This is a genomic window from Pedobacter psychroterrae (genome assembly GCF_004331695.1).
GTDB classification, from domain to species: domain Bacteria; phylum Bacteroidota; class Bacteroidia; order Sphingobacteriales; family Sphingobacteriaceae; genus Pedobacter; species Pedobacter psychroterrae.
In genome coordinates this window covers 1,847,868-1,872,789 of the sequence record NZ_SJSL01000001.1, presented here as the reverse complement: position 1 = coordinate 1,872,789, position 24,922 = coordinate 1,847,868, and the positions used below count along the sequence as shown (strand labels likewise).

General features: G+C 41.1%; 16 protein-coding genes. 10 read left to right on the top strand and 6 right to left on the bottom strand.

The genetic code is table 11. The features are described 5' to 3' along the window. Positions 1 to 19: 19 nt before the first annotated feature. Positions 20 to 2,806, bottom strand: coding sequence for a family 78 glycoside hydrolase catalytic domain (locus tag EZ437_RS08240; protein WP_131594998.1), 2,787 nt, complete (start codon positions 2,804 to 2,806; stop codon positions 20 to 22). Positions 2,807 to 3,051: 245 nt separating this feature from the next. On the opposite strand from EZ437_RS08240, the gene EZ437_RS08235 reads away from it, so the two are divergent. From EZ437_RS08235 to EZ437_RS08205, 7 genes are all read left to right on the top strand, one after another. Continuing rightward, positions 3,052 to 3,483 (top strand): hypothetical protein, encoded by a 432-nt coding sequence (locus tag EZ437_RS08235; protein ID WP_131594996.1) that lies wholly within the window; start codon positions 3,052 to 3,054, stop codon positions 3,481 to 3,483. Positions 3,484 to 3,648: 165 nt separating this feature from the next. Next, positions 3,649 to 4,599: a hypothetical protein gene (locus EZ437_RS08230; protein WP_131594994.1), complete on the top strand. Its 951-nt coding sequence runs from the start codon at positions 3,649 to 3,651 to the stop codon at positions 4,597 to 4,599. Positions 4,600 to 4,694: 95 nt separating this feature from the next. Next, positions 4,695 to 6,149 carry a PP2C family protein-serine/threonine phosphatase gene (locus EZ437_RS08225; RefSeq protein ID WP_131594992.1) on the top strand — a complete coding sequence of 485 codons (1,455 nt, stop codon included), beginning with the start codon at positions 4,695 to 4,697 and terminating at the stop codon, positions 6,147 to 6,149. Next, positions 6,142 to 10,119, top strand: a complete 3,978-nt coding sequence (locus tag EZ437_RS08220) for an FtsW/RodA/SpoVE family cell cycle protein (protein WP_131594990.1) — start codon at positions 6,142 to 6,144, stop codon at positions 10,117 to 10,119. The genes EZ437_RS08225 and EZ437_RS08220 overlap by 8 nt, the downstream gene beginning before the upstream one ends. Positions 10,120 to 10,126: 7 nt before the next feature. Beyond that, positions 10,127 to 10,915 carry an FHA domain-containing protein gene (locus EZ437_RS08215; protein ID WP_131594988.1) on the top strand — a complete coding sequence of 263 codons (789 nt, stop codon included), beginning with the start codon at positions 10,127 to 10,129 and terminating at the stop codon, positions 10,913 to 10,915. Between the two features lie 6 nt (positions 10,916 to 10,921). After that, positions 10,922 to 12,199: a serine/threonine protein kinase gene (locus tag EZ437_RS08210; RefSeq protein ID WP_131594986.1), complete on the top strand. Its 1,278-nt coding sequence runs from the start codon at positions 10,922 to 10,924 to the stop codon at positions 12,197 to 12,199. A 15-nt stretch (positions 12,200 to 12,214) separates the two neighbouring features. Further along, positions 12,215 to 13,741 (top strand): serine/threonine protein kinase, encoded by a 1,527-nt coding sequence (locus EZ437_RS08205; protein WP_131594984.1) that lies wholly within the window; start codon positions 12,215 to 12,217, stop codon positions 13,739 to 13,741. Positions 13,742 to 13,788: 47 nt separating this feature from the next. Here EZ437_RS08205 and EZ437_RS08200 read toward each other — a convergent pair whose 3' ends face one another. Further along, the gene (locus EZ437_RS08200) at positions 13,789 to 14,121 is read right to left on the bottom strand and encodes a DUF6266 family protein (protein ID WP_262708913.1); all 333 of its coding nucleotides are present in this window, start codon (positions 14,119 to 14,121) and stop codon (positions 13,789 to 13,791) included. A gap of 310 nt (positions 14,122 to 14,431) precedes the next feature. Continuing rightward, positions 14,432 to 15,850, bottom strand: coding sequence for an APC family permease (locus EZ437_RS08195; RefSeq protein ID WP_131594980.1), 1,419 nt, complete (start codon positions 15,848 to 15,850; stop codon positions 14,432 to 14,434). A gap of 412 nt (positions 15,851 to 16,262) precedes the next feature. On the opposite strand from EZ437_RS08195, the gene EZ437_RS08190 reads away from it, so the two are divergent. The 3 genes from EZ437_RS08190 to EZ437_RS08180 all read left to right on the top strand — a co-directional run bounded on the left by EZ437_RS08190 (position 16,263) and on the right by EZ437_RS08180 (position 21,042). Continuing rightward, entirely contained in the window at positions 16,263 to 18,548 is a 2,286-nt protein-coding gene (locus EZ437_RS08190; protein ID WP_131594978.1) for a sodium-translocating pyrophosphatase, read from the top strand. A 131-nt stretch (positions 18,549 to 18,679) separates the two neighbouring features. Continuing rightward, complete coding sequence (locus EZ437_RS08185) at positions 18,680 to 20,377, top strand: amino acid permease (RefSeq protein WP_131594976.1); 1,698 nt, start codon at positions 18,680 to 18,682, stop codon at positions 20,375 to 20,377. Positions 20,378 to 20,472: 95 nt separating this feature from the next. After that, a complete protein-coding gene (locus tag EZ437_RS08180) occupies positions 20,473 to 21,042 on the top strand; it encodes a MarC family protein (protein WP_131594974.1) in 570 nt (189 codons plus the stop codon). A gap of 6 nt (positions 21,043 to 21,048) precedes the next feature. Here EZ437_RS08180 and EZ437_RS08175 read toward each other — a convergent pair whose 3' ends face one another. The 3 genes from EZ437_RS08175 to guaA are packed head-to-tail and all read right to left on the bottom strand — an operon-like array spanning position 21,049 to position 24,921. Next, positions 21,049 to 22,212 carry an RsmB/NOP family class I SAM-dependent RNA methyltransferase gene (locus EZ437_RS08175; RefSeq protein WP_131594972.1) on the bottom strand — a complete coding sequence of 388 codons (1,164 nt, stop codon included), beginning with the start codon at positions 22,210 to 22,212 and terminating at the stop codon, positions 21,049 to 21,051. Next, the gene (locus EZ437_RS08170; RefSeq protein ID WP_131594970.1) at positions 22,209 to 23,435 is read right to left on the bottom strand and encodes an ABC transporter substrate-binding protein; all 1,227 of its coding nucleotides are present in this window, start codon (positions 23,433 to 23,435) and stop codon (positions 22,209 to 22,211) included. Before EZ437_RS08170 ends, EZ437_RS08175 begins: the two co-directional genes overlap by 4 nt. Beyond that, positions 23,392 to 24,921 carry a glutamine-hydrolyzing GMP synthase gene (guaA, locus tag EZ437_RS08165; RefSeq protein ID WP_131594968.1) on the bottom strand — a complete coding sequence of 510 codons (1,530 nt, stop codon included), beginning with the start codon at positions 24,919 to 24,921 and terminating at the stop codon, positions 23,392 to 23,394. The genes EZ437_RS08170 and guaA overlap by 44 nt, the downstream gene beginning before the upstream one ends. Position 24,922 lies beyond the last annotated feature (1 nt).

Here is a 24,922-nt window from a genome sequence, read left to right as displayed (position 1 = left end):
AGATACAGATTTTTATGAGCTATGGCATCTCGGCCTGATCAAAGGAAAGCCGGTAATTGCCAGCGCTAAGTTCAAACAGCTTAAAGCCATCTTTTACTCCCTTAGCTTTTACATACTTCGTATCGCCCGACATCGCTCCCGCTTCTGCAATAGGGATCTGTAGTGTTGCCAAAGAGTTTGGCGGAACCGAAATTGAATAGCTGAGGTTACCCATATCACGTTTCCACATTGCTTTAATCCTACCTGACGGAGAATTCATATCTGCCTTAGCCCACTTCATCTGTGCAGCACTTAAAGATGGCGGGCGTAAAATAAAGCGATAATAACCAGGATAATCCAAATCGCTCTTGATACCTGCCAATCCGTCTATATACCAGGCACCAGGATAAAGATAGGAACTATGTAACAACGAATGTCCGGGAAGATCTTTCTCCCACATTTCCCAGATAGTGGTGGCGTCATTTTCTTTCATATAGCCCCAGCTTGGATAGGTGGTCTGTGAGGTCATAGAATAGATCAAGTCGTCACGTCCAGCATCTCTAAGCACTTTGAACAACATCGCACCACCAGTAATGCCTACGTGGATGTGGCCCTTTCTCACATTAAAAATTTCTTTTTCAAGACGTTGCATAACGGTACGCTTTAAATTTTCAGGCATGATATCACCCAGTAAAGCAGCTGCCAGGTTTCCCATAGACTTGTCTGAATAACTAAAATCCTCCGCATTATAATATTTAGCATGAAGGGCCGCACTGGATAGCTCGGCCTGTCGCTGCCATTTTGCAGCAGCGTCAGGTTTGCCGATTATTTTTGCAATTTTTACTGCTGTACGCAGGTTAAATACCCTGTATGCATTGTTGAGAAAAACTGTCTGTGGCTTATTGTTATTCATACCTTCAGCAGTCGCTCCCGGCCATAACCAATCGCCAAGAAAATCCCAGTCGCCGCCATACCTGACAAGCATATTGTCCTGAGTATGGGTATCAAGAAATTCCAGCCAATCGATCATCATTGGAAAATTTTTCTCCAGTATGGTCTTATCTCCATATTGCTGATAAAAGAGCCATGGCAGGATTACATTAATGCCTCCCCATGCCGGGCCACCACCACCCATATAGGTAGGGGCGGTATGAGGTAATATACCAGGATGCAGGGGTCTGCCGCTCATTATTCCATTACGCGCCCATTTTTGATCATGCATATTGCCTACTATCGTCTCAGTACCTTTCACATCTCTCCAATCCTCCATCCATTTGGTGTAAAATGCACCCAGTTCATAGTTAAGCATACCTGTCTCACAGGTAGCGTGGGCGTCACCTCCATACCCCAGGCGCTCCCGCTGCGGACAGTCTACGACATATCCACCCAATGAGAGATTCTCAAAAGTCCAGTTCACGGTATGGTATATCCAGTTCTGCAAAGGATCAGAACTTTCGAATTTAGTAGCAGTGGAAAAATTAGTCCGCACCATCCAACCTTTTATATTGCTCAACGCCGGTTTAGTTTTTAAGCCCTTGATGGTGATCCACCTTCCGGAACTATAATTGAAACGGTTTTTAAATGTCCCCTTACCTCCTTTACCCAGAATAAAAGCACTATGAAGGGAAAACGTCATGTCATCCTGTGCCCTTTCTGAATATAGGAAGTCAATTCTATCTCCGGGTTTTCCACTTACATTTACAGATGTCCATCCGGCAAAATTAACCCCCATGTCTACTCTGTAACTTCCATCTGATCTTGATTCAATCGAAACTGCCTTAATTTCTTCAAACAACCGGTTTGGTTCTACCTGCTGGGCTGACAATATTAGCTTAGGTTTATAAACTACTGCTTGTGTCCAGGACTTTTCGTCGCAGTCTATTGTATTCCAATTATCCATTTCTTTCCTTGCATCCCAAAGTTCACCGCCCATTTTTCCGAAATCCCATACACCCAAAAGTTTATTGGGGCTATCGTGTGTCTTCCAGGTTTCATCAGTTGCTATAATATTTCCGTTTATTGCTCCTTGTCCAATCACAATAGGGGTGTTTGGTCTGTCTTTTATAATATATGGCCCAAAGATAGACCATGAAGTTCCCAGCCAAATTGCAATCACATTCTTCCCTGGTTTTAGTTCGGGAGCAATGTTGTAAGCCACATATCTTGCACGCTTGCTGTGGTCAGTAACACTTGGCGACAAAACATCGTTACCAATTTTTTTACCGTTTACGTACACCTCATGATAACCAACCGAGGCAACAAAAAATGTAGCACGTGCGGGTTTAGTTTTAATCGTAAAGGATTTCCTTAACCAGGGGTCATTGATATTGCAATCTGGTTGTCCAGGGTCAAATATCTGAGCTGTACCTATCCATTTCGCTTTCCATTCAGCCTGACTGAAAAGACCAGTTGTCCAATATACTGGCTTACTCCAACGTGAAATCTGTCCTTTTTCATCTTTTACTGCTAACTTCCAAAAATAGGTGCGATCAGATAGCAGTTTTTTTCCATTATAGTTAATGAGCTGCATTTGCGATGACTTCTGCCATCCTGAATCCCAAACATCACCTTTATTTACTTTTAAATTTGACGAACTACTCGACACCAAAATCCGATAAGCTGATTGCTTTTGCCCGAATGATGCAGTATCTGTTGCGGCTAATGTCCAGCTTAATCGAGGAAGTGACTCATCAAGTCCTACAGGATTTTCCAGATACTCACATCTCATTTGAACTGGGACGACACTTGCCTTTTGTCCGGAAACATGCAGCGCTGCTGTAATCAACGTCAGGAACAATAGGCACCTACAGATGGCTTTATAATTCATAGTTTGGTTTATTTAGATAAGTCCAAGATAATGACTTTTTATTAAGGGACTGTCCTGTCCCTTCCTGCATGGTTTAAAATCTGCCCGGCCATCTTGCGGTTTCCCCAGTATAAAAAATTTTATACCGATTTATGGATTTTAATTATATTTATCAAATTATCATCCTATAGGTTTGCATTTTGCGACATCTTGTAGCATGTAGGCCGATAAATCCTTTTAAATTTGAAAACTGAAAAATTAACGTTATGAAAAAAGCTCTATTGATCCTGTTTATCGCTTTCAGTGCAGGATTTATTTCCTGTACCAAAAGTCCAATTCCTGTTGATGAGGTGAAAGAACCCGAGCCAGTTATTAAAGCTATTGAATTTGATGTTACCAAGCTTTATGGAAAATGGAAAGCTACAGAAAGCCTTATCGACGCCGGAGACGGAAAGGGAGTATGGAAACCGATAGCAGGCGACTCTTTATACATCAAATTCAACTCAGATGGTACCATAGAAGGGAATGGTTTTAGGGATGACCCCATCAGCTACAAAGTACTGCCAAATTCACGTCTGGAGGTCACGATCAAAGGAAATATCAGTTATACTTTTGGCATAAGTATTTCCGGACAAACGCTGAATCTCAGGCCGAATTGCATTGAAGGCTGCGGCACCCGCTTTGTTAAAGTTGAGTAAGCAGTAAGCTGCGACTATTTCCATAGCGGGTTTCATCAGATGGTAATATGTTGGCATTTAAAATAACTATCTGAGGAAAAACAAACATCATTCACCAACTTTTGTTATTAAAATTATACACCTTTATATTATATTCAGTTATAATTTTAATACCATAAGTAATCAATGACTACAAAACCTACAATTTGGAAACGATTGGGAATTCAGGATTGGTTTTTGTCCGACAACGGCGTAGCAGCCTCGGCCAAACCGAAGCCACTAACACCTAATATTGTATATAAATATATCATCGACAAATTCCGCGAGTCAATAGCTGAATTGTCATTTGCCGAACGCATTGTATTTTATCATGAATTTATTATTTGTCTGAACGCGGAAGATTATCGCGAGTTTTTGGATAATAAAAAAGGAATTTTGGGACTGATTTCACAGGAATCCGTAAAGAATTTTTACGACATACTGAACCAGGAAATTGCGAAGGGTAGAAAAGCAGAACCATCTAGTAATAAATGGGTATTCAGGTTTGTTTCTCACCCGGACTACCGGCCAGGCGACTTGAGCTTTATCGGTAAATTATTGCCTGATAGTGTTCAGAAGGAAGAAAACCTCAGAGTTACTTTTATACCAAGGCAGACAGGAATGGCCCAAACGTTTGATATCAACAATGACATCTTAAAAGACTTTATTTTTTACAGCGAAGGTTATTATGAGATCCCCTATGTAGATAATTTAAAGTATGAAAACAAACCCTTAAAAGACTTGCAAAATGCTGTTCTGGCCCGGTTTGAGACCACCCTTCCAGATCAGGCATACGCGGGAAAAAAAGTAGAGTACTTAATGAAAACTGAAGACATCATCGTCTCCGGAAATGAAGAAACGAGGGAGGAGAAGAATATTTTTAAGGTCCCGTCAGAATGGGTAAATACCCCTCACCTAAAAATAAGGTATGATAAGGATAAAGACAAATTCTATTTGGCATCGTTTGGGGAAAAGACCATAGTAAATGAGATCCTAATTGAAAGAAGCGATATAAACGGGCCAAAATGGTTTGAACTGCCGGTGAATTCAAGAATTATACTAAACGGCATTATTGGTATCAATATATTTAAATCCTGACCTTATGTCGAATGCTTTATCTATCGCGCTATTCGTTATATGTGTGATTCTTTTGATCGCTCATTTTAAAGACATTAAAAATCCAACCAAGTAGCATGGAGAAAAATTATTTTGGAATTACTGATACAGGACGAGTTAGAGACAACAATGAAGACACCTTCATTGCCGAAAAGACAAGTGGCGATCAGTATATCATTGCATGTGTAATAGATGGCGTAGGTGGATATTCTGGCGGTGAGATCGCAGCAGATATTGCTAGAAAATCAATTTTGCAGCACCTAAATGAGCCATCTGGAGATCTCATTTCCCTGATGAGACGGGCAATCGTTGATGCAGACGGAAGGATCATGCTTGAAAAGCAAACAGTAAAGGCTCATGAGAATATGGCCTGTGTAATTACACTTGCATTAATAGACCTAAACAGAAATCAATTCTATTATGCACATGTAGGCGATACCAGATTGTATTTACTACGCGACAATTCTCTGGTAAAAATATCCAAAGACCAATCTTTTGTTGGCTTTATGGAAGATAGCGGCCGCATTACGGAAGATCAGGCGATGCGTCATCCTAAACGAAACGAGATTAATAAAGCCCTTGGATTTGGCGTCAACCTTACCGCTCAGGATGATTATATAGAGACTGGCCAGTCTCCATTTCTACCGGGTGATATGCTGCTATTGTGTAGCGACGGGCTCTCAGACATGTTGAATAAACAGGATATTACTAATATTTTAGTGAAGGAGACTTTATTGGAGAAAAAGGGAGATGAACTAATTGCGGCAGCTAATAAAAACGGGGGGCTTGACAATATAACGGTTGTTTTGGTAACCAATAACAACCCCGCTCTAAAACAAGAAGCATTAAAACCCGCTACGGTTACGCACAGTAAAGTTAGTCCGGTAAGTACATTTGAAAAAGTGTCAGCACCTAAATCAAATGAAACGCCAATAATTGAAAACCACACCATACCAGTTCCGGTTAAATCTGGTAAAGGAACCGGATTAATGATACTTGGGACATTGTGTTTCTTGCTAGTCTGCGCATGCATCTATCTGATCTGGTTGAATAACAAAAATGTAAATCAGGAGAAACAGGAAAAGTTAAGCCCATTTAAGAATCCGCGAAATGCACAGGAGAAAAGACTTCAGGACACCCTGAATAATTTGAAAGGGAATACATTGATACTGACCGATTCTTTATTTCAGTCGCCCATTACCATAAGCGAACCACTACAATTAAATAGGGATACCTTGTTTATCATTGCAAAAAACAACCTGGTCTTTAAAAGTGACACCTTATTTAAAGGAAAGGCCATTGAGATACAGACTGCCTGTAAATATATTTTCCTGGAAAATCTGACCTTTGAAGATTTCAATACCGTAATATCTTCACAAAACAATGCACTACTGTTTAAGAATGTAAGTTTTATTAACAGTCCTAATGCGATAGAAAGCATATATCATTTTCCTCTTAAAAAACACATCAGCGGAAAAATACCAAACAGCAGTTTTAAAACGGACTCTTTACCAACCACATCGAATGATTAAGAAGCATTTTTTTATTATTCTGATAACCGTAGTATTAGGCGCATTATTTTGCACGCTTTATAATACTTTGCAGCGCAATTTCACCGATGTAGCAACCAGGCTTGAAAATGGGACTATGGTAAACATGAACCATAAAAATCCTGGTAACCTTATCAAAACATTGTTAGAAAAGGGGTATTATTTTGAAGATAAAAAAGATATCAGGCTGATAGAAAATACGGTAAGCATTGGGATCAAATCATTTGAAAGGCCGATAGACAATATCGGAGAGCTAAATAAGAGTAAATTCTTTGTTGACGCAGATTATGCCTTCACAAATGGTGGCAAAGATTTTCAAAAACGAGCTGCTGACTCAAGGAAATTGTTGGGCTACACAGGCGAAGACGCGCCACGTTTTGCACAGGAAAGAAGTAATCCTCCCCCCATACCTGCTGAAATCGATCTTGGATTGGGTGAACATAATATTGGCGGAAGGATTGTCGGAAAGGACGAAAAAGCTGCCGCAGGAGTACTCGTACGACTCCAAATGATCCTCCCTCAGGACAGTGCGTATACGGAGGTTGAAAACAATGATGAAGAGGCCGCTATAAAAAAAAGAGGGTTAATTGCGTATACACGTACAGACGCAGACGGAAGTTATCTGTTTAAGCGACTACCAGCTGATAAAGCATTTGCTGTATTGCCTTTGAAACCCGGATTTCAATATGGAAGGTCGCAAGGTGTCCAGGAACTAAGTGACGACGCGGAACTAAATTTTAGACAATCTCCACACACGATCAGGCTCTTTTCTGCCAGGGACTTCAAGATCCTCAAAAAAGAAAAGTCTCTTATTGTGCGTAGTCCGCAAGAGTTTAACCAATGGTTTATCATCATTGCAGGGAGTTTCTTTGCAGGATTTATAGCGCTTCATCTTCTGCTGACGTATAAATATCCTCATGCGGATAAATTGATACTTCCTGTGATTATGTTAATGACGGGATTATCTTTCATTGCTTTGCTGAGCCTCCAGGATCCATTGAGGGACCGCTTCCTGGCTCGGGACACTTTGATGTTTTTTGCAATAGGTATTTTGGGTATGTGTTTTTTACTGACTATAAAGTTTAGAAAATTCACCGTAGATTCCAGCCTGTACCGAATGTTTGTCCTCAACAGCAGTAACGGCAAAGCCAATGGATGGCAATGGGCAGTAATGGCACTGGCCTTGCTGGCATTGACAATCGTTTTTGGCAGCGGACCAGAAGGCAGCGGTGTGAAGGTAAATTTATTTGGGATACAGCCAAGCGAAATTGTCAAGTATGCAATCATATTATTTCTGGCAGGATTTTTTGCAAGCAATGAAAGGTTCATTACAGAATACCGGAGCTGGCACAAACGCTGGTATTTCTTTTCTTTCGCATTGGCGGCGATGATTATTGCTATTTTAATGTACCTGGTACTGGGTGATCTTGGACCTGCCATGGTGGTTTGCTTTACTTTTATCATTCTCTTTTCATTTTCACGAGGAGATTTTATGATGATGCTCATAGCCATAATTATTTATACATTGGCGGTTTGGTTCTTAAATATCTGGATTGCAACGCTGGTTACTGTGGCATTAATTGCGCTTGCAATGCTGCTTAATAAAAAGCAAACCAGCGAATCGGCCATTATGGTAGTGATGGTTATGGCGGGTTTTCTATTGATCGATCAGGTTCCTTATTTGGACAGACTCATACCTGGCCCGGTAAACAGGCTTGCTGAACGTAAATCGATATGGCAGGATCCATGGAACAATGAAGTTTATGGCGGCGATCAGGTGGCCAACGGGATATGGGCCATTTCAGGAGGAGGTGTCAGCGGTCAGGGTGTTGGTGAAGGTTTTGCAAAGAACATTCCTGAGGCACATACAGATATGATATTGCCCGCGATCGGAGAAGAGTTAGGATGGACCGGAATTGTCGGGATATTCATTTTATTTCTCGTTTTCCTAAACAGAGCAATTATTATAGGCCGGCAAACGGGGACACCTTTTTTATTTTATTTATGTGCAGGCATTGGGATAAGTATGTTTGTTCAGTTCCTGCTCATTGCCGGAGGATCGACGGGGGCCCTGCCCCTGTCAGGTGTTGCCCTCCCGTTTATTAGTTACGGGGGATCATCATTAGTAGCAAATATGGTGGCAGCAGGTATCTTGCTTTCAATTTCGACAATCCGGGGCACGCCCCTACAAATGGAGTTTATCACCAAACAGCAGGATAAAAATCTCGTACCGGCATTGTTATCGGCAAGTATCGCAGTTTTGCTGCTTACCTTTACTGTGTCAAAATATATCATCGACAATGACAAATGGGTGGTAAACCCGGCCCTGGTAGCAGATCGAAGCGGTCTGCGTATGTTTAGCTATAATCCCCGTATTGGGATCCTGATGAACAAACTGGAAGCAGGTCAATTGTTTGACAGAAAAGGACGAATATTGGCCACAAGTGACCCAGATCTGATAAGAAGACAAAAAAATACACTTAATATTTCCGGAATAACTTATAATCTGGATTCAGCTGTGCATAAACGCGTGGATCGTTATTATCCATTTGAAGCGCATACTTTCTTCTGGACAGGAGATCAAAATACGGGTGTCTTCAATGGCAGTACCAACGGTTATTTTGCGGAATATGAACATGCTGCTGAACTAAGGGGCTTTTACACGCCTACCCTTTCCTTAACTACCAAAGCAAATAAATACAGTGAAGACCGTTTTCTCCCGAGAGGCGTGAAAGAAATGACAGTCAGCAAAAGGGATTATGCTGCATTGGCCCCATTACTTTTAAAAGGTATAAATAGTTCGGCAGTTGATGCCTTTAAAAAACGAAACAGAGATGTTAAACTAACTATTGACGCCCGCCTGCAAAGTACCATACAACATTCAATGGCACTGGATGATTCACTTAAGAATAGCCGGGTATCCGTAGTGATTATGGATGACGGTACAGGAGACGTGCTTACTTCTGCAGTATATCCCTTGCCTCAGATAAACGACTGGGAAATGCTGACCATGACTACTGCTGAACAAAATAAACTGACCGGCTGGTATACCAATGCAGATCTGGGATTTACTTACGCCACCCAACCCGGTTCTACAGCCAAGATCCTTACTGCAATGGCTGCATTCAATAAAATGGGGGTAGCTGCCGCCAAAAAAACGTTTCATGTAAGCATGGCAGAGAGGATCCGAACCAAGGGTATAGAGCCGGATGAAACCGGAACAATAGGTATGGAGCGTGCAGTGGTCAATTCAAACAATGTGTATTTCATTAAACTGGCAAACGAAGAACAGCTACAGGAAGACATGGCTTCATTATATTTAAAGACAGGTATGTTCCTCAGGGGTGTTGGCGGCTACTATTTTGAAAGTGATACTGCAAACATAAAGCAGGAAAATAAATGGCGTGAACTTTGGCGTAAGACTGAGTTTAATACCAAACCCAAGTATGACCCTACAAGAATACGGAGGACCCGGGCAAAAGGAATATCAGGCATGGCCTGGGGACAAGGTGAACTGATTGCTACCCCCGCCGCAATAGCGAGACTGGCATCTGGTGTCGCCAATAAAGGAGTATTGGTTCCAAACAGGTATGTGTTAAAGATAAGTGATTCTACAACCACGGTGAGGTCAGGAATTAAATTGACCAGTGATCCGCAGTATGCTGCGCTGCTAAAAGATTATATGATCAAACAAAGTGTAAATAAGTCGTATGCATTGAAGTTAAAAGTAGCCGGTAAAACAGGAACACCGGAAAGAATTTGGAAGGGGGAGCGGATAAATGATGGTTGGTACGTTTTTTTCACACCAAATAAATCTGGCAAGGGAAATGTAGTAGTCTGTATAAGAATTGAATCGACAAAGGGATCAAGCAAAGCGGTATTGTTGGCAGGCCAACATGTTGTACCAGCTTTAAAGGCCCTCGGTTATGTGACAAATGAAATAGCTAATTGATATGAGCATGTTTAACCTATTTAATAAAAGTAATGAAGACAATAAACCTCAGGATGTAAAGGCCATCAGAGAGGCTATACTTGGTTTTATTAAACAAGAACTGCAGAAGTTGGAAGGCGGAGAAGGAAAGCATATAAAGGGAGTCCAGCTTTACATTGCCTGCTTGCCGGCTGAACGTTTTATGTACGACTCTGCCATATTCTTTGAAGATGAAAGCCGGTTCAAAAATGAAGTGCAAAGGATCGCAGACGACTTTGCAATAGACCTTCCGGAAAAGTGGGTATTGGAAACGTTTTTTGTAGAAGAACTTCCCGCAACTGGTATCAGAATGGCAAATTTAAATGTTTCACTGGGTATCAGAACTCCCGAACACGCGGTAGTAAACAAATCAAGTACTGCTTATATCAGGATACTTAACGGAGAAGCGGAACAGGCAACCTATACCATCAATTCCACAGATGGTAAAATCAATTTAGGAAGAGAAAGAAAAGCCCAGGATGGAGAAGGATTCATGCGGGAAAATCAAATTGCATTTCCTGATGGCAGCGGCAATGCGGCCAATAAATATATAAGCAGACAACATGCACACATCGAATGGAACAAGGATTCGGCATCGTTTATTCTATTTGCAGATGATGGCGGTGTTCCTCCAAGAAATAAAGTAAAGGTCAGGTCAATCACAGATCACAATCCTGTTAAGCTTACCTTTACAGAGCTTGGTCATATCCTCCATGAGGGTGATCAGATCATTTTGGGTGAGTCGGCAGTTTTAGAGTTTAGTTACCATATGAAATAATCAGAAATGGCAAAGGTATTTACAATAACTGAAGGACTCGAAAATATGGGCGCGCTGCGCACCGGTGGGCAGGGATCTGTTTATAAAGGAAAAAGGATGGGTTTCATCATTTCTGCTGTAAAGTTATTGCCAACACCCATCCATACTGAAAACAAGGATGATAAGAATTTCAGGGATTTTCAGAACGAGGTAGAAAAATTAAAAAAGGTAAATGAAGACCCTAGCCCAAATGTAGTTAAAATACTAAACTCAGGCCTTACAGAGAGTGGCTCTTTTCCATTTATTGAAATGGAATACATAGAAGGCCCAGATCTGGAGGAGCTGCTAAAGCCGCCGCATTCAGCAGTTTTTTCAATACGTGAAGCGATTAAACTGGCAGATCAATTATCAGGTGCCCTTGCGCATTGTCATAAGGTGGGTGTGAAACATGGTGATATTAAAAGCAACAATATAAAGTTCAACCAGTTTACGGGTAACTATGTCTTGCTGGATTTTGGCCTGTCCGTAATGTCAGACGAGCAGCGGCGTACCAGTTTACGTCATGCAGGGGCAGTAGAATTTATGTCCCCGGAACAACATGAGGGAGAGATGCTTTTTCAGAGTGACATCTATAGTTTCGGAATTATTCTCTACGAATTGTTAGCGGGTACGGTTCCCTTTCCATTAATCAATAAGTCTGAAAGTTCACGCAATACAGTGATGTTATCGCATATAGAAAAAGCTTTGCCTGACCTACTTGAACTGCGAAAAGCTCATCTTCCATCAGGCTGGACCGAAGAGAAGAAGGCGCAGGAGATGCTGGCGCCAGCATGGCTGTTGCAAATTATCAGCAAATGTCTGGAGAAAAACCCTGGAAACAGGTTTGCAAATGGAATGGAACTGCATGAAGCAATCTGCAACCATCATCAGGTATTTTTTAGTAATGAAGAGGCAGCAGGTATTATAAATGAACTAAGGAATGAAAATGATCGTTTAAATAAACAGCTAATCCAGCTTAATAATACTGGCAAAGTAAAAATTATTACTATAATTGGTATCGTGTTGGTAGCCACGATGCTGATATTTGGATTGAATGCTGCATTTGATAAAAACGATGATATTAAAAGTGACAGTACGGCCGTTGTAGACGGAGATGGCCGGTCAGCAAAAGACACTGTTGATGCGAAAAAACCTGCTAACGCTACAAATACCAATTCGCAACCTGCAAGCAAACCTAAGAAGGGTAATCAAAAAAAAGCTAAAAAAACAAAAGACGGTCTTGTTGACGATGTACCTGAATTCTAATAAACATATACAACTATGAGCAAAGTATTTACCATAACAGAAGGATTAGAGAACATGGGCGCATTGCGAACCGGTGGGCAGGGCTCTGTTTACAAAGGTAAAAGAATGGGGGCTATTATCACTGCAGTGAAGATTCTACCTACCCCAATTCACACTGAAAATACGGATGATAAAAACTACAGGAATTTTAAAAATGAAGTCGAAAAATTAAAAAAGGTAAATGAGATACCAAATCCAAATGTTGTAAAGATTCTTAATTCGGGGCTGACAGAAAGCGGGTCATTTCCTTTCATCGAGATGCAATATATAGAGGGGCCTGATCTGGAGGATTTGCTTAAACCACCGCACAATCCTGTTTTCACAATCAGGGAGACCATAAAGCTTGCGGATCAATTGGCTAATGCGCTGGCCCATTGCCACAATGTAGGCGTGAAACATGGCGATATCAAAAGCAACAATGTAAAGTTCAATGATGATACTGGCAATTATATCCTGCTTGATTTTGGCCTGGCAATCATGTCTGACGAGCAACGCCGTAGCAGTGTAAGACATGCAGGTGCGGTAGAGTTTATGGCCCCCGAGCAACACGACGGGGAAATGTTCTTTCAGACAGATATTTATAGTTATGGGGTGATCCTATATGAACTACTTGCAGGCACCGTTCCTTTCCCACAGATTAATAAAGGCGAAACCTCGCGCAATGCGGTAATGCTGTCACATATGGAAAAGGAAGTTCCTGATCTCCTGGCGCTCCGCAAAAACCAACTCCCGGCATCATGGAGTGAAGACCTTAAAGCTAGGGAGATGAAAGTTCCTTCATGGCTGCTGGGAATCATTAAGAAATGCCTGGAAAAAAGACCGGAACACAGATTTGCTAATGGAGCTTCGCTACAGGAGGCTATATTAAACAATGTACACGAAGACAGACAGGAAATTCCTTCACCTGTACTACCCCAAAAGCCGCAAGTAAAAGAAATTACTGAACCTGATGGGGCCTTTGTGCAAATATCAAGACCAGTTTTTGCAGTCATGATTTTATTAATCATTGCACTGGCAGGTTTTACAGCCTATTCAATTTTAAGAGGGGATGTTAAACCTCAGGTTGTGTATGAAGAGCCAGTCATTGAAGAAAAGACGGATACCTTGGCGAATGTGACAGATTCATCGCCAGATACTACTGCAATAAAACCAATCATTATGGATACCGCAGTGCAGGATACCAATGTAGATAGTCTGCAAAAAGAATTTGAAAAGCAAACTGGTGCAGAGGCTAAGCCTACGCCGCCAGTGAGCAGTCCTAAAACTACGGAGACTACAGTGGCCAGTGATGGAAAGAAATATAAACTGCCTAAAGGAACCCTATATTTTTATGACGGTCCCGGAACGGAATACCCGCGAAGAGGTGTGTTTGGGTTATGGGTAAACGCCAAATTCACTGTTGTGGACGAACAGAACGGATATATTTACGTAACGCACACCGATAATGACGGCATTGTTACGAAAGGATGGCTGGACAAGAAAGACTTGAAAGAGGCTCAGTAAAAGCGCAAAATATTAGCTGAAAATGAATGCCTTAGCACCTGAAATCTTTAGACCAGCCCTACATACATGCTGTTGCCCACCAATTTGCCGCTTTCATTGCAAAAACTCATATAGCAATGCAAATCTGTGCCAATGAGCTGCTCATCCAGCACCACAGAAAAGCCCAGATCAGCGCGATTAGCTGTAGCTATAAAATAGGATGCATGCTTTTTAGCCGCACTATAGATCAAAAAAGTAGCTTTATCTGAGGCCCTTGTATTTTCATTCTGGCCTTCCGGGAGCCAGGAAAATGACACCTTATTTTCTTCTGATAAAGTAACCGTAGGGCAGTTGACCGTTGATACCGGACCCCTGCTGTATACTATTTTCGGATAGTTGATCTTGTCTTATAGCTTAAAATTCATTTTGATTATTATCGGATAGGAACCTATCCCTGAGTTTTCTGAGCCGTCAGGAACAGTCAAAAATAATTTTATAATTATTTTTAATTAAATAAAACTTTTTCAAACTTCCAGACGTTATAGTGTTGGTTTGTTTGGTTTAGGTTGATCTGTGGTGGATCAACCATCTTTAAAACAGGGATAGCATTAAATGCTTATCCCTGTTTCTATTTTATATCCTTACGTAAATGGCTACGCCCGGCAATACAACAATTAAAGACACCTACGCGAGATCTTTCTGCGCGGCAAACTAAGCCTGTTCCTTGTTTTTGGTTAGATAATACACCGGAATGCCCAGCAACATGATCAGTACACCCCAGCCACAAGTACTTGTCTTGTAGATCAGTAAAAGAATACAGAGTGCTGTTGCCACTACGATATAAAACATGGGTAATATTGGATAACCAAACGCCCTATACGGTCGTTCTGCATTTGGCATTTTCCTCCTTAAAATAAAAATCCCGTAAATGGTGAGTATATAAAAGATCAGCACAATGATCACCACGAAATCCAGCAAAGCCCCATATTTACCTGTCAGGCATAATGCCGAAGCCCAGATTCCCTGGATCCATAAAGCCCATTCAGGCACATCAAAGCGGTTGAGAACAGCAGCTTTCTTAAAGAACAGTCCGTCATTTGCCATGGTGTAATAAACGCGGGCGCCAGCCATGATCAAACCGTTATTGCATGCAAAGGTAGAGATCATGATCATTACTGCGATTATAATAGTGCCTGCCTGACCAAAAATGTATTGGGCTGCGACTACCGCTACACGATCAGATTTTGCGGTGGCGATGGAATCTAAAGGTAAAACGGCCAGATACATCAGATTGGCAAGGATATAGATAATACTAACAATCAAGGTGCCTAAGAAAAGGCTTAACCCTACATTTTTTTGTGGATTTTTAATCTCACCTGCTATGAAGGTAACCCCTGTCCAGGCATCCGCAGAAAAGATAGAGCCTACCATGGCCGCAGCGATACCTGAAAGTAAAGCTGTACCACCTATAGATGTCCAGGTCATGGTATCCAGACTAAATGAGCGCGATCCCCAGACGTCTGCCCAGTTGGCATTCCATATTTCTGCTTTGGCACCAAGTGCAAAGCCAAATATTACCAGGCCTAATAAAGAAAGTATTTTGATGATGGTTAAGAAAGTTTGGAGCAGCTTGCCATTTTTTACTCCCCTGCTGTTTATATAAGTAAGTAAGACAATGGTAACTATAGAAACCAGCTGGGCAGCGTGCAGGGTGAAACTACCAGACTGCCAGAGTATATTATTTTCACTGAAAGGTTCATACAGATAAGCTGCAAACTTTGAAAAAGCAACCCCTACTGCTGCAATGGTACCGGTTTGTATCACAGCAAAAAGACTCCAGCCATATAAAAAAGCAATCAGCTTATTATAAGCTTCTTTAAGGTAGACATATTGACCACCTGCTTTCGGGAACATAGCACTTAATTCTCCGTAGCTAACTGCGGCTATGACTGTGATCACCGCTGTGAGCACCCAAACGAGGATGAGCCAGCCCGCCGAGCCGACCTGTCTGGCGATATCTGAGCTGACGATAAATATTCCCGACCCAATCATAGAGCCTACAACCAGCATGGTGCCGTCCAGCAGCCCCAGCTCTCTTTTAAAAGAACCGTCTTGAATTTCTTCTTTCATTTTTTAGTTTGTTTGGTTTATATCAAACTAAATTTTATTTGGTCTGATAGGCTAATATATTAAAAATATTTCCTGATGCACCACTAGTCCGAATCTCCTGCCTAAATTCTATATAAAACATTGCTTTTTTGCTGGAAAATCATAGTTGAAGTCGGATTAATATGAGCATCGACAGCCTAAAAATACGGGTACACATAATGCTAAATCAGTGCTGACAACGAATTGTTTAGAAAAAAACAACAATCAGTTCATTAAAAATTTGGTAATTACATAAACACGCTTATTTTTGCATCCCCCTCATGTTACTAAATAGTTTACCTATTGTATCAAAAGTAAAATGGGAAAGGCGCTTCAAAACAGTTTAAAACACTATTGAAAAACAAATATTAAACTAAAACGATACGATCAACATATGGAGTTTTTACAAAACAATTTAATCTATTTTATTCCCGTACTGGGCCTGATAGGTATTCTGGTAATGGCCGTTAAGAGTGCCTGGGTAACCAAGCAGGACGCTGGTGACGAAAATATGCAGGAACTGGCCGGCTATATAGCTGACGGTGCAATGGCCTTTTTAAAGGCCGAATGGAAAGTGCTCAGCATATTTGTGGTATTCACAGCTGCTTTACTTGCGTATTCTGGTACCGTCCATGAAGTAAACGGCGTGGAACTTCATTCCAGCTGGATCATTTGTATATCTTTTGTGATCGGAGCCGTGTTGTCGGCATTGGCAGGATATATTGGAATGAGATCAGCTACTAAGGCCAATGTACGTACTACTCAAGCGGCCAGAACGAGTTTAAAACAAGCTCTTAAGGTTTCTTTTACAGGCGGTACGGTAATGGGGCTTGGTGTGGCAGGATTGGCTGTACTTGGACTTGGAAGTCTTTTTATTGTGTTCCTTCATTACTTTGATGTAATCGGAGCTGATGGTGTAAATGCTATCCATATGAAAACTGCGATTGAAGTGCTGACCGGTTTTTCTTTAGGAGCAGAGTCTATTGCATTATTTGCACGTGTAGGTGGGGGTATATATACCAAGGCTGCCGACGTAGGTGCAGACTTAGTGGGTAAGGTAGAAGCCGGTATACCAGAGGATGATGTCCGTAACCCTGCTACCATTGCTGATAACGTGGGTGATAACGTAGGTGACGTGGCAGGTATGGGCGCCGATCTTTTCGGTTCGTATGTAGCAACGATTTTAGCAACCATGGTACTTGGTCAGGAAATTGACGCTAAAGCTGATGCTTTTGGCGGCATGTCCCCTATCTTGTTACCAATGTTAATATGTGGACTAGGAATCATTTTCTCTATCATCGGGACTTGGTTTGTAACTATAAAAGATGAAAAATCTAATGTTCAAACTGCATTAAATTTGGGTAACTGGTCTTCTATTGTTATTACAGGAGTGGCATCTTACTTTATTGTTATGTGGATGCTGCCTGAGACATTAAGTCTTAGGGGATATGAATTTTCGAATATCAATGTGTTCTATGCGATCCTGGTTGGTTTGGTAGTGGGTACGATCATGAGTATCGTAACAGAGTATTATACCGCAATGGGCAAAGCACCTGTTAATTCAATTATACAGCAATCTTCTACTGGTCACGCTACAAATATCATAGCTGGTCTGTCTGTAGGCATGAAATCTACGGTTATTCCAATTCTGGTTTTGGCTGGTGGTATTATGGCTTCTTATTATTTTGCAGGTTTATATGGGGTGGCTATTGCTGCTGCAGGTATGATGGCAACTACAGCTATGCAACTGGCTATTGATGCCTTTGGCCCTATCGCTGATAATGCAGGAGGTATAGCGGAAATGAGCCAACTGCCCCCTGAAGTACGTGAGCGCACGGACAACCTGGATGCGGTAGGAAATACAACTGCAGCTACCGGTAAAGGGTTTGCAATAGCCTCTGCTGCCTTAACTTCCCTGGCTTTATTTGCCGCCTTTGTCGGAATTGCAGGTATATCAGCAATTGATATTTATAAAGCCCCTGTACTGGCTGGCTTGTTCGTCGGCGGTATGATTCCGTTCGTGTTCTCTGCATTATGTATACAGGCGGTTGGTAAAGCTGCAATGGATATGGTACAGGAAGTGCGCAGACAGTTTCGTGAGATTCCTGGAATTATGGAGTATAAAGCGAAACCGGAATATGAAAAATGTGTTGCAATCTCGACCGAAGCATCCATTCGCGAAATGATGCTTCCAGGTGCCATTGCATTGATTACTCCGGTTGTTGTTGGATTTATCTTTGGCCCTGAAGTGCTAGGCGGCTTGCTGGCAGGCGTTACTGTGACAGGCGTATTAATGGGGATTTTCCAGAGTAATGCCGGTGGCGCATGGGACAATGCTAAGAAATCCTTTGAAAAAGGGGTTAATATTAACGGTGAGATGTTTTACAAAAAATCTGAGCCGCATAAAGCTTCGGTAACAGGTGATACTGTTGGTGACCCGTTTAAAGATACTTCAGGACCTTCTATGAACATCCTGATCAAACTGATGTCAATTGTTTCTCTGGTCATCGCACCATACATTGCGGTAGGTGTAGGATCTACAACCTCAGCGGTACAAGGAGAAAAGCCCGTGACCACAGAGATCAGAAAAGAAATTGAGACCAGAAGAACGGTCGACGCAGCAGGAACGGAAACAATTGACACCATTAAAAATGTGACCGATACACTTCAAAACTACTAATTTATTGCTGCTATATAAAAGGGATTTTGAATAAAAATCCCTTTTACTTTTAAAAATATTTTCTTTAGGTTTGACATTCCAATTACAAATTAAACGGCACTATACATATACTTTAAACTAAACTTTAAACTATGAATTTTAGAAAGTCAATTGACTTACTTACAAAAGAAGCTGCAGAGAGTGGAGAAGGGTCCCTTAAACGGACGCTTGGTCCTGTAAATCTTGTAGCTTTAGGTATTGGTGCTATTATCGGGGCTGGATTATTCTCCATAACCGGATCCGCAGCAGCCAATAACGCAGGTCCTGCCATTACGGTCTCTTTCGTTATTGCAGCGCTGGGCTGTGCATTTGCTGGTTTGTGTTATGCAGAATTCGCGTCAATGATCCCTGTAGCTGGGAGCGCTTACACCTATTCTTATGCCACAATGGGCGAATTTATTGCCTGGATTATTGGATGGGACCTTGTGCTTGAATATGCATTAGGTGCGGCAACAGTATCCATTAGCTGGAGCAGGTACCTGGTCAAATTCCTCGCATATTACGACCTTCATCTCCCGGCTGAGATAACGATGTCCCCTTTTGAGCATGCTACACTGGTAGATGGAACCATTGTTTCAGGAATGTTTAATCTTCCAGCTGTATTCATCATTGTATTAATGTCACTTGTATTGATTAGGGGAACCAGCGAATCCGCATTTATTAATGGGCTAATTGTGGCCGTCAAAGTGGTGATCGTTTTCATATTTATTCTTTTAGGTTGGAAATACATTAATTCTGAAAACTATTCGCCTTATTTTATTCCTGCCGACAAGCCTGGTCACGAAAGTGTATTTACACACGGATGGGGGGGAGTCATACGCGCCGCGGGAATTGTTTTCTTTGCCTATATAGGATTTGATGCTGTTTCTACAGCTGCACAGGAAGCGAAAAATCCTAAAAAAGACATGCCCATTGGTATCCTGGTGTCTTTATTTATCTGTACTATTCTCTACATCCTTTTTGCACACGTAATGACAGGTGTGGCCAACTACGACTTATTTAAAGGTCAGGACGGTATTGCTCCTGTAGCTGTTGCCATTGACAACATGGGTGTTAAAGATGCTTCCGGAGTAGTCACTCCCGCTTACCCATGGTTAAATAAGCTAATCATCCTGGCCATTCTGGGAGGATATGCATCGGTTATCCTGGTTATGTTATTGGGACAATCAAGGGTATTCTTCTCGATGAGTAAAGATGGTTTACTACCTAAAGTTTTCTCAAAAGTACACTCCAAATACAGCACACCTGCTAAAAGCAATCTATTGTTCATGGTGTTTGTGAGTTTGTTTGCTGCATTTGTACCAGCCACTGTAGTTGGTGAGATGACAAGTATCGGTACGCTGCTTGCCTTTATCCTGGTATGTATTGGTATTGTTATTTTGAGAAAGCGCATGCCAGACTTACCGAGAGCATTCAAAGTTCCTTTGGTTCCCCTGATCCCTATTTTAGGTGTACTGGTATGTCTGGGTATGATGGTATTCTTACCATTAGATACCTGGGTACGGTTAATAGTATGGATGATTATTGGTATAAATGTTTACTTGTTCTACGGAATGAGAAACAGTTTACTTTCTGACAATCTGCACGCAACCTTAGTGAAAAGTACAAAAACAGTATCTTATGTAGGTATAGGACTTTCCGTTTTGTTAGTTATTGTCGCCATAATACACCATAAAATTACCGATGGTGCCGATACCGGACTGTATTATTTCTCGTTGATATTTGCAGCAGCGCACATGTTGCTTTACCTATACCGCTCTATGACTGCCGGTAATATACATACAAAATAAGTGTAGCGTTAAATCTAACAAAAAAGCCACCCCCTTACAGGAGTGGCTTTTTTGTTAGATTTAACGCTACCTTTGTCTGATAAAGATTAACTGCTATGGAATTCAATTTCAGTCAAATTTTGTCAACTTCAATGGTGCTTTTTGCCATCATAGATATCCTGGGATCAATTCCTATTGTTATTGAACTGAGAAAAAAAGCTGGTCATATCCAATCGGAAAAGGCTACTATAGTCGCCACAGTACTCATGATTATTTTCCTGTTTGCAGGTGAAACGCTCTTAAAAGTAATAGGCTTGGATGTGGCTTCCTTTGCCATTGCTGGTTCTCTGGTGATTTTCTTTATCGCTATGGAGATGGTTTTGGGGCTTGCGATATTCAAGGAAGGCGACGCTCCTGAAACGGTATCCATCGTCCCTTTGGCTTTTCCTTTAATAGCCGGTGCAGGGACCATGACCACCCTATTGTCGCTGAAGACGGAATATGCCACTCAAAATATCATTGTGGGAATACTTATAAATATGCTGTTTGTCTATTTCGTACTTAAGAATACCGAACGACTGGAAAAGCTTTTTGGAAAATCGGGATTAAATGTACTCAGAAAAGCATTTGGTATTATTTTACTTGCCATCGCCATTAAGCTGTTCAGAAACAATACCGGATTATAGAGCTGGTTAAAGCTTAATTAGCCTTGCCGCAAACATAGTGTCTGCATTATTGTTATAGCCTTTTATTACTTCCGCTCTTTCAAGTTTTAATGGCAGTTCTTTTATAAGCCACTCAACAACCTCTTCATTTTCTGCTTTAAATACAGAGCAGGTAATATAAATCAGGGGCTTGCCCTCTTTAAGGTATTTAACTACATTGGCCGCAATAGCTTTCTGTAATTTCGAGAAATAATTGATTTTATGCGTGTCAAAATAATATAACATCTCCGGAGTCCTTCCCCAGGTACCGGAGCCAGTACACGGAGCATCCAGAATAATTCCGTCAAATTCATAATGATGCAGGTCCTGGTCATTATTTTGAAGTAAATCCAATACCTTTTTTTGGTATTTCTTTAATCCGGCATCCCGGAAACGCTCTTCAAGATTGTGCAGGCTATTTTCTCTAACATCGCTAACCAATAATTGCACAGTAGGTTCCACGCTATGCAAAAGCAGGGACTTACCACCTGAAGCAGCACAGCAATCCCACCAATAATCCCATTGCTGCGGCTTAAACAAGCCTCCGGTTGCCTGAGAGGAAAGATCTTGTACCTGGTAATGCCTCTGGTCTGGCACTAATTTTTCTAACTTTGTACCATTAGGAAGGGCTAAGGCAGTAGCACTGATTGCCTCGGCAGTTATGCCTTCCTCTTCTAATTTTTTCTTAAGCTGTTCTAAATAATCAGCCTTAACCCTAATGAACAAATCAGGCTGAGTAAAAAAAGAAGTATAGAAATCCTGGTGTTCAATCTCTGCGCTTAGTTCTTCCTGAAAGTGAAAAACATCCCTCAGTTGAAACTCAGGAAAGTACTTTTTTACTAAATCTAATTTCTCCTTAACAGAATTGGTAATAGCATTTTTTAATAGCGGCAATTCTGTCTCTACAATCAGGCTCAAAGTATCATTGCAAAGAAAATCAGCGATCGCCAGTCTGGTAATCTGAGGCTCCTTAATTAAAGCCTTTCCTAAACGAAAAAAACTATAGATATATCGGGTGGCCCAGCGCCTGTCTGAGGAACCCATTTGCTTATGTTGTTTGAAATAACTGAAAAGAAACCGGTGCAGAGGAACTGCTCCGTCGTAGTTTTCAAAAACCTGTTTAAATGCCCTGAGCTGGTGTTCTACCCTCATTCTATAATTTTTAGCGAAAAATCCCGGTAACGTAACAACATCAGACTTGTATTTATATAACCCAATTTTTCATCATAATAGAAAGAAAAGCTATTGTGCAGCCCCTTATATTTTTCTTTAGTAAGATATTTCAGAAAATCCGCTTTATGTCTGGAGATCAGACTGGCAAAATAATAGCCTACATCAAACCCTTTAAAAGAATATTCTCCAGGTTCAAAATTAAATGCAGCCCTATATTTCTTTATAAATGTATTAACTCCAGGACTTGTATAATCCACTTTATAAGATGAACTTACGGTAGTACTAAGTGCCTGTAATTTATCAATATTGTAATTTTGTTTGATCCAGTCAGGATGTCCGTACAGTACCACATTCAAGCCTGCATTTTTCATCTTAATGAGTTTATCTATCGTCGGCACGACAAAATTTCTGTCAGATGAACTGACAATGATCACATAAGTTTTACCCTTAATGAGACTCATCTCCATCGTAAAAACAGAAGCATACTCCTGAAAAACAAATTCTTTGTGATTAGAAAAATAAGCCTTTATCGGGTCAGCCATTACCTGGTCAGGCCCTTTTGGATTAATAAGTACAATGACCGTTCTGGCAGGATTATAACTCCTGGTAATATAATTACCCACTTTAGCTGCGTGCAGGTCAATGTTATTTACAACGGATATCAAATTGGGATTGTGAAATTCATCAGGATGTGTTGCTGCAAGCGGATTTACAACCGGGATTCCTTTAGCTGCAGCAAAATTTGCAATATGCTTCAACCCCTGTGGAAAAACAGGGCCAATGATTATGTTACTTTCAGCAAGGCCATTGTTTTTCCTGATAAGCTCATCTATGTGTGAGTCATTATCACGCGTATCGAATACATTCAGTTTAAAATTTAATCCTGATGCCGCAGCGGAGTCCATACCAAGTTTAAATCCCTGATAGAAATCTATTGCCATTGCAGATTGTTCTATAGTGGCCTTTGTTGCCGATTTCAATTTTACTTCATTCAATCTGAAAGGAATAAGCAGAGCAACATTGGCCTGTGTAAACTTGGTTTCAGGCTTTTTTTCGACAACTTTTTCTACAACCTCAGGAACAACAGGTTTGGTAACGGTCGGTACAATCTTTGGGGAACACCCCGCTAAAAAAAGAAATATACAGACAATGAACCATTTATTCCCACTCAATTGTAGCTGGTGGTTTTGAGCTAATATCATATACAACGCGGTTAATTCCTTTTACTTTGTTAATTATTTCGTTAGAAATTTTTGCGAGTACGTTATATGGAAGATGGCACCAATCAGCAGTCATACCGTCAACAGATTCAACAGCACGCAGACAAATTACATTTTCATAGGTTCGTTCATCACCCATTACTCCAACGGACTGAACCGGTAGAAATATAGCTCCTGCCTGCCAGACTTGATCGTATAGGCCTGCTTCCTTAAGGTTATTGATATATATTGCATCTGCTTCCTGAAGAATAGCTACCTTCTCTGCGGTAACATCTCCAAGAATTCTTATCGCCAGACCCGGACCAGGAAAAGGATGACGGCCTATGATAAAATCCTCAAGTCCCAGGGACCTTCCTACCCTTCTAACCTCGTCTTTAAAAAGCGTATTTAGCGGCTCAACAACTTTCAATTTCATAAAGTCTGGCAAGCCGCCAACATTATGGTGCGATTTTATAGTTGCAGAAGGTCCTTTGACAGAAACAGATTCTATTACGTCAGGATATATAGTGCCTTGTGCAAGCCACTTTACATCCTGCACTTCATGCGCTTCATCATCGAATACTTCAATGAATACGCGGCCTATCGCTTTACGCTTCAGCTCCGGATCTTTCAGGCCTGCAAGCTGGCTAAGAAAACGGTCTTTGGCATTTACCCCTTTAATATTTAAGCCAAGATGCTTGTATTGCTCAAGTACGGCCTCATACTCATCCTTACGCAATAAACCATTGTCTACAAAAATACAATGAAGGTTTTTGCCGATTGCCTTATGTAGTAATATTGCTGCAACACTTGAGTCTACACCACCCGACAGTGCGAGTACCACTTTGTCATCACCCAGCTTCTCCTGCAGGGCGGCTATGGTAGTTTCGACGAATGCATCAGGAGTCCATTCTTGTTTACATCCGCAAATGTCTACCAGGAAATTCTCTAAAAGTTGTTTGCCATCTGTACTATGTGTTACCTCAGGGTGAAACTGTATGGCGTAAGTCTGAGAGTCTTTGACCTGGAAAGCTGCAACTTTTACGCTGTCAGTACTGGCTATCAGTTCAAAATTTTCAGGTACAACAGTAATGGTATCCCCATGTGACATCCATACCTGGGACCCAATACCTATATTCTTAAAAAGTTTATTATTTGGGTCTACGTAGTTTAAGTTTGCCCTTCCATATTCACGGGTTGAAGAAGGCTGAACTTCTCCACCTGAATGTTGTGCTATATATTGTGCACCATAGCAAACTGCCAAAACAGGATAATTATTATGAAATCTTTTTAAATCTATCTGCGGTGCGTCTTCCTGGCGAACAGAATATGGACTACCTGAAAAAATAATACCTTTTACATCAGAAGTGATCTCAGGAATATTATTGAAGGGATGAATTTCGCAATAAACGTTTAATTCGCGAACCCTGCGGGCAATTAACTGTGTATATTGGGAACCAAAATCGAGAATTATGATTTTTTCTAGCATG

Excerpts from the sequence above, each read along its gene's own strand:
- EZ437_RS08240 (WP_131594998.1), bottom strand. The coding sequence starts at position 2,806 with ATGAATTATAAAGCCATCTGTAGGTGCCTATTGTTCCTGACGTTGATT.
- EZ437_RS08235 (WP_131594996.1), top strand. The coding sequence starts at position 3,052 with ATGAAAAAAGCTCTATTGATCCTGTTTATCGCTTTCAGTGCAGGATTT.
- EZ437_RS08230 (WP_131594994.1), top strand. The coding sequence starts at position 3,649 with ATGACTACAAAACCTACAATTTGGAAACGATTGGGAATTCAGGATTGG.
- EZ437_RS08225 (WP_131594992.1), top strand. The coding sequence starts at position 4,695 with ATGGAGAAAAATTATTTTGGAATTACTGATACAGGACGAGTTAGAGAC.
- EZ437_RS08220 (WP_131594990.1), top strand. The coding sequence starts at position 6,142 with ATGATTAAGAAGCATTTTTTTATTATTCTGATAACCGTAGTATTAGGC.
- EZ437_RS08215 (WP_131594988.1), top strand. The coding sequence starts at position 10,127 with ATGTTTAACCTATTTAATAAAAGTAATGAAGACAATAAACCTCAGGAT.
- EZ437_RS08210 (WP_131594986.1), top strand. The coding sequence starts at position 10,922 with ATGGCAAAGGTATTTACAATAACTGAAGGACTCGAAAATATGGGCGCG.
- EZ437_RS08205 (WP_131594984.1), top strand. The coding sequence starts at position 12,215 with ATGAGCAAAGTATTTACCATAACAGAAGGATTAGAGAACATGGGCGCA.
- EZ437_RS08195 (WP_131594980.1), bottom strand. The coding sequence starts at position 15,850 with ATGAAAGAAGAAATTCAAGACGGTTCTTTTAAAAGAGAGCTGGGGCTG.
- EZ437_RS08190 (WP_131594978.1), top strand. The coding sequence starts at position 16,263 with ATGGAGTTTTTACAAAACAATTTAATCTATTTTATTCCCGTACTGGGC.
- EZ437_RS08185 (WP_131594976.1), top strand. The coding sequence starts at position 18,680 with ATGAATTTTAGAAAGTCAATTGACTTACTTACAAAAGAAGCTGCAGAG.
- EZ437_RS08180 (WP_131594974.1), top strand. The coding sequence starts at position 20,473 with ATGGAATTCAATTTCAGTCAAATTTTGTCAACTTCAATGGTGCTTTTT.
- EZ437_RS08175 (WP_131594972.1), bottom strand. The coding sequence starts at position 22,212 with ATGAGGGTAGAACACCAGCTCAGGGCATTTAAACAGGTTTTTGAAAAC.
- EZ437_RS08170 (WP_131594970.1), bottom strand. The coding sequence starts at position 23,435 with ATGATATTAGCTCAAAACCACCAGCTACAATTGAGTGGGAATAAATGG.
- guaA (WP_131594968.1), bottom strand. The coding sequence starts at position 24,921 with ATGCTAGAAAAAATCATAATTCTCGATTTTGGTTCCCAATATACACAG.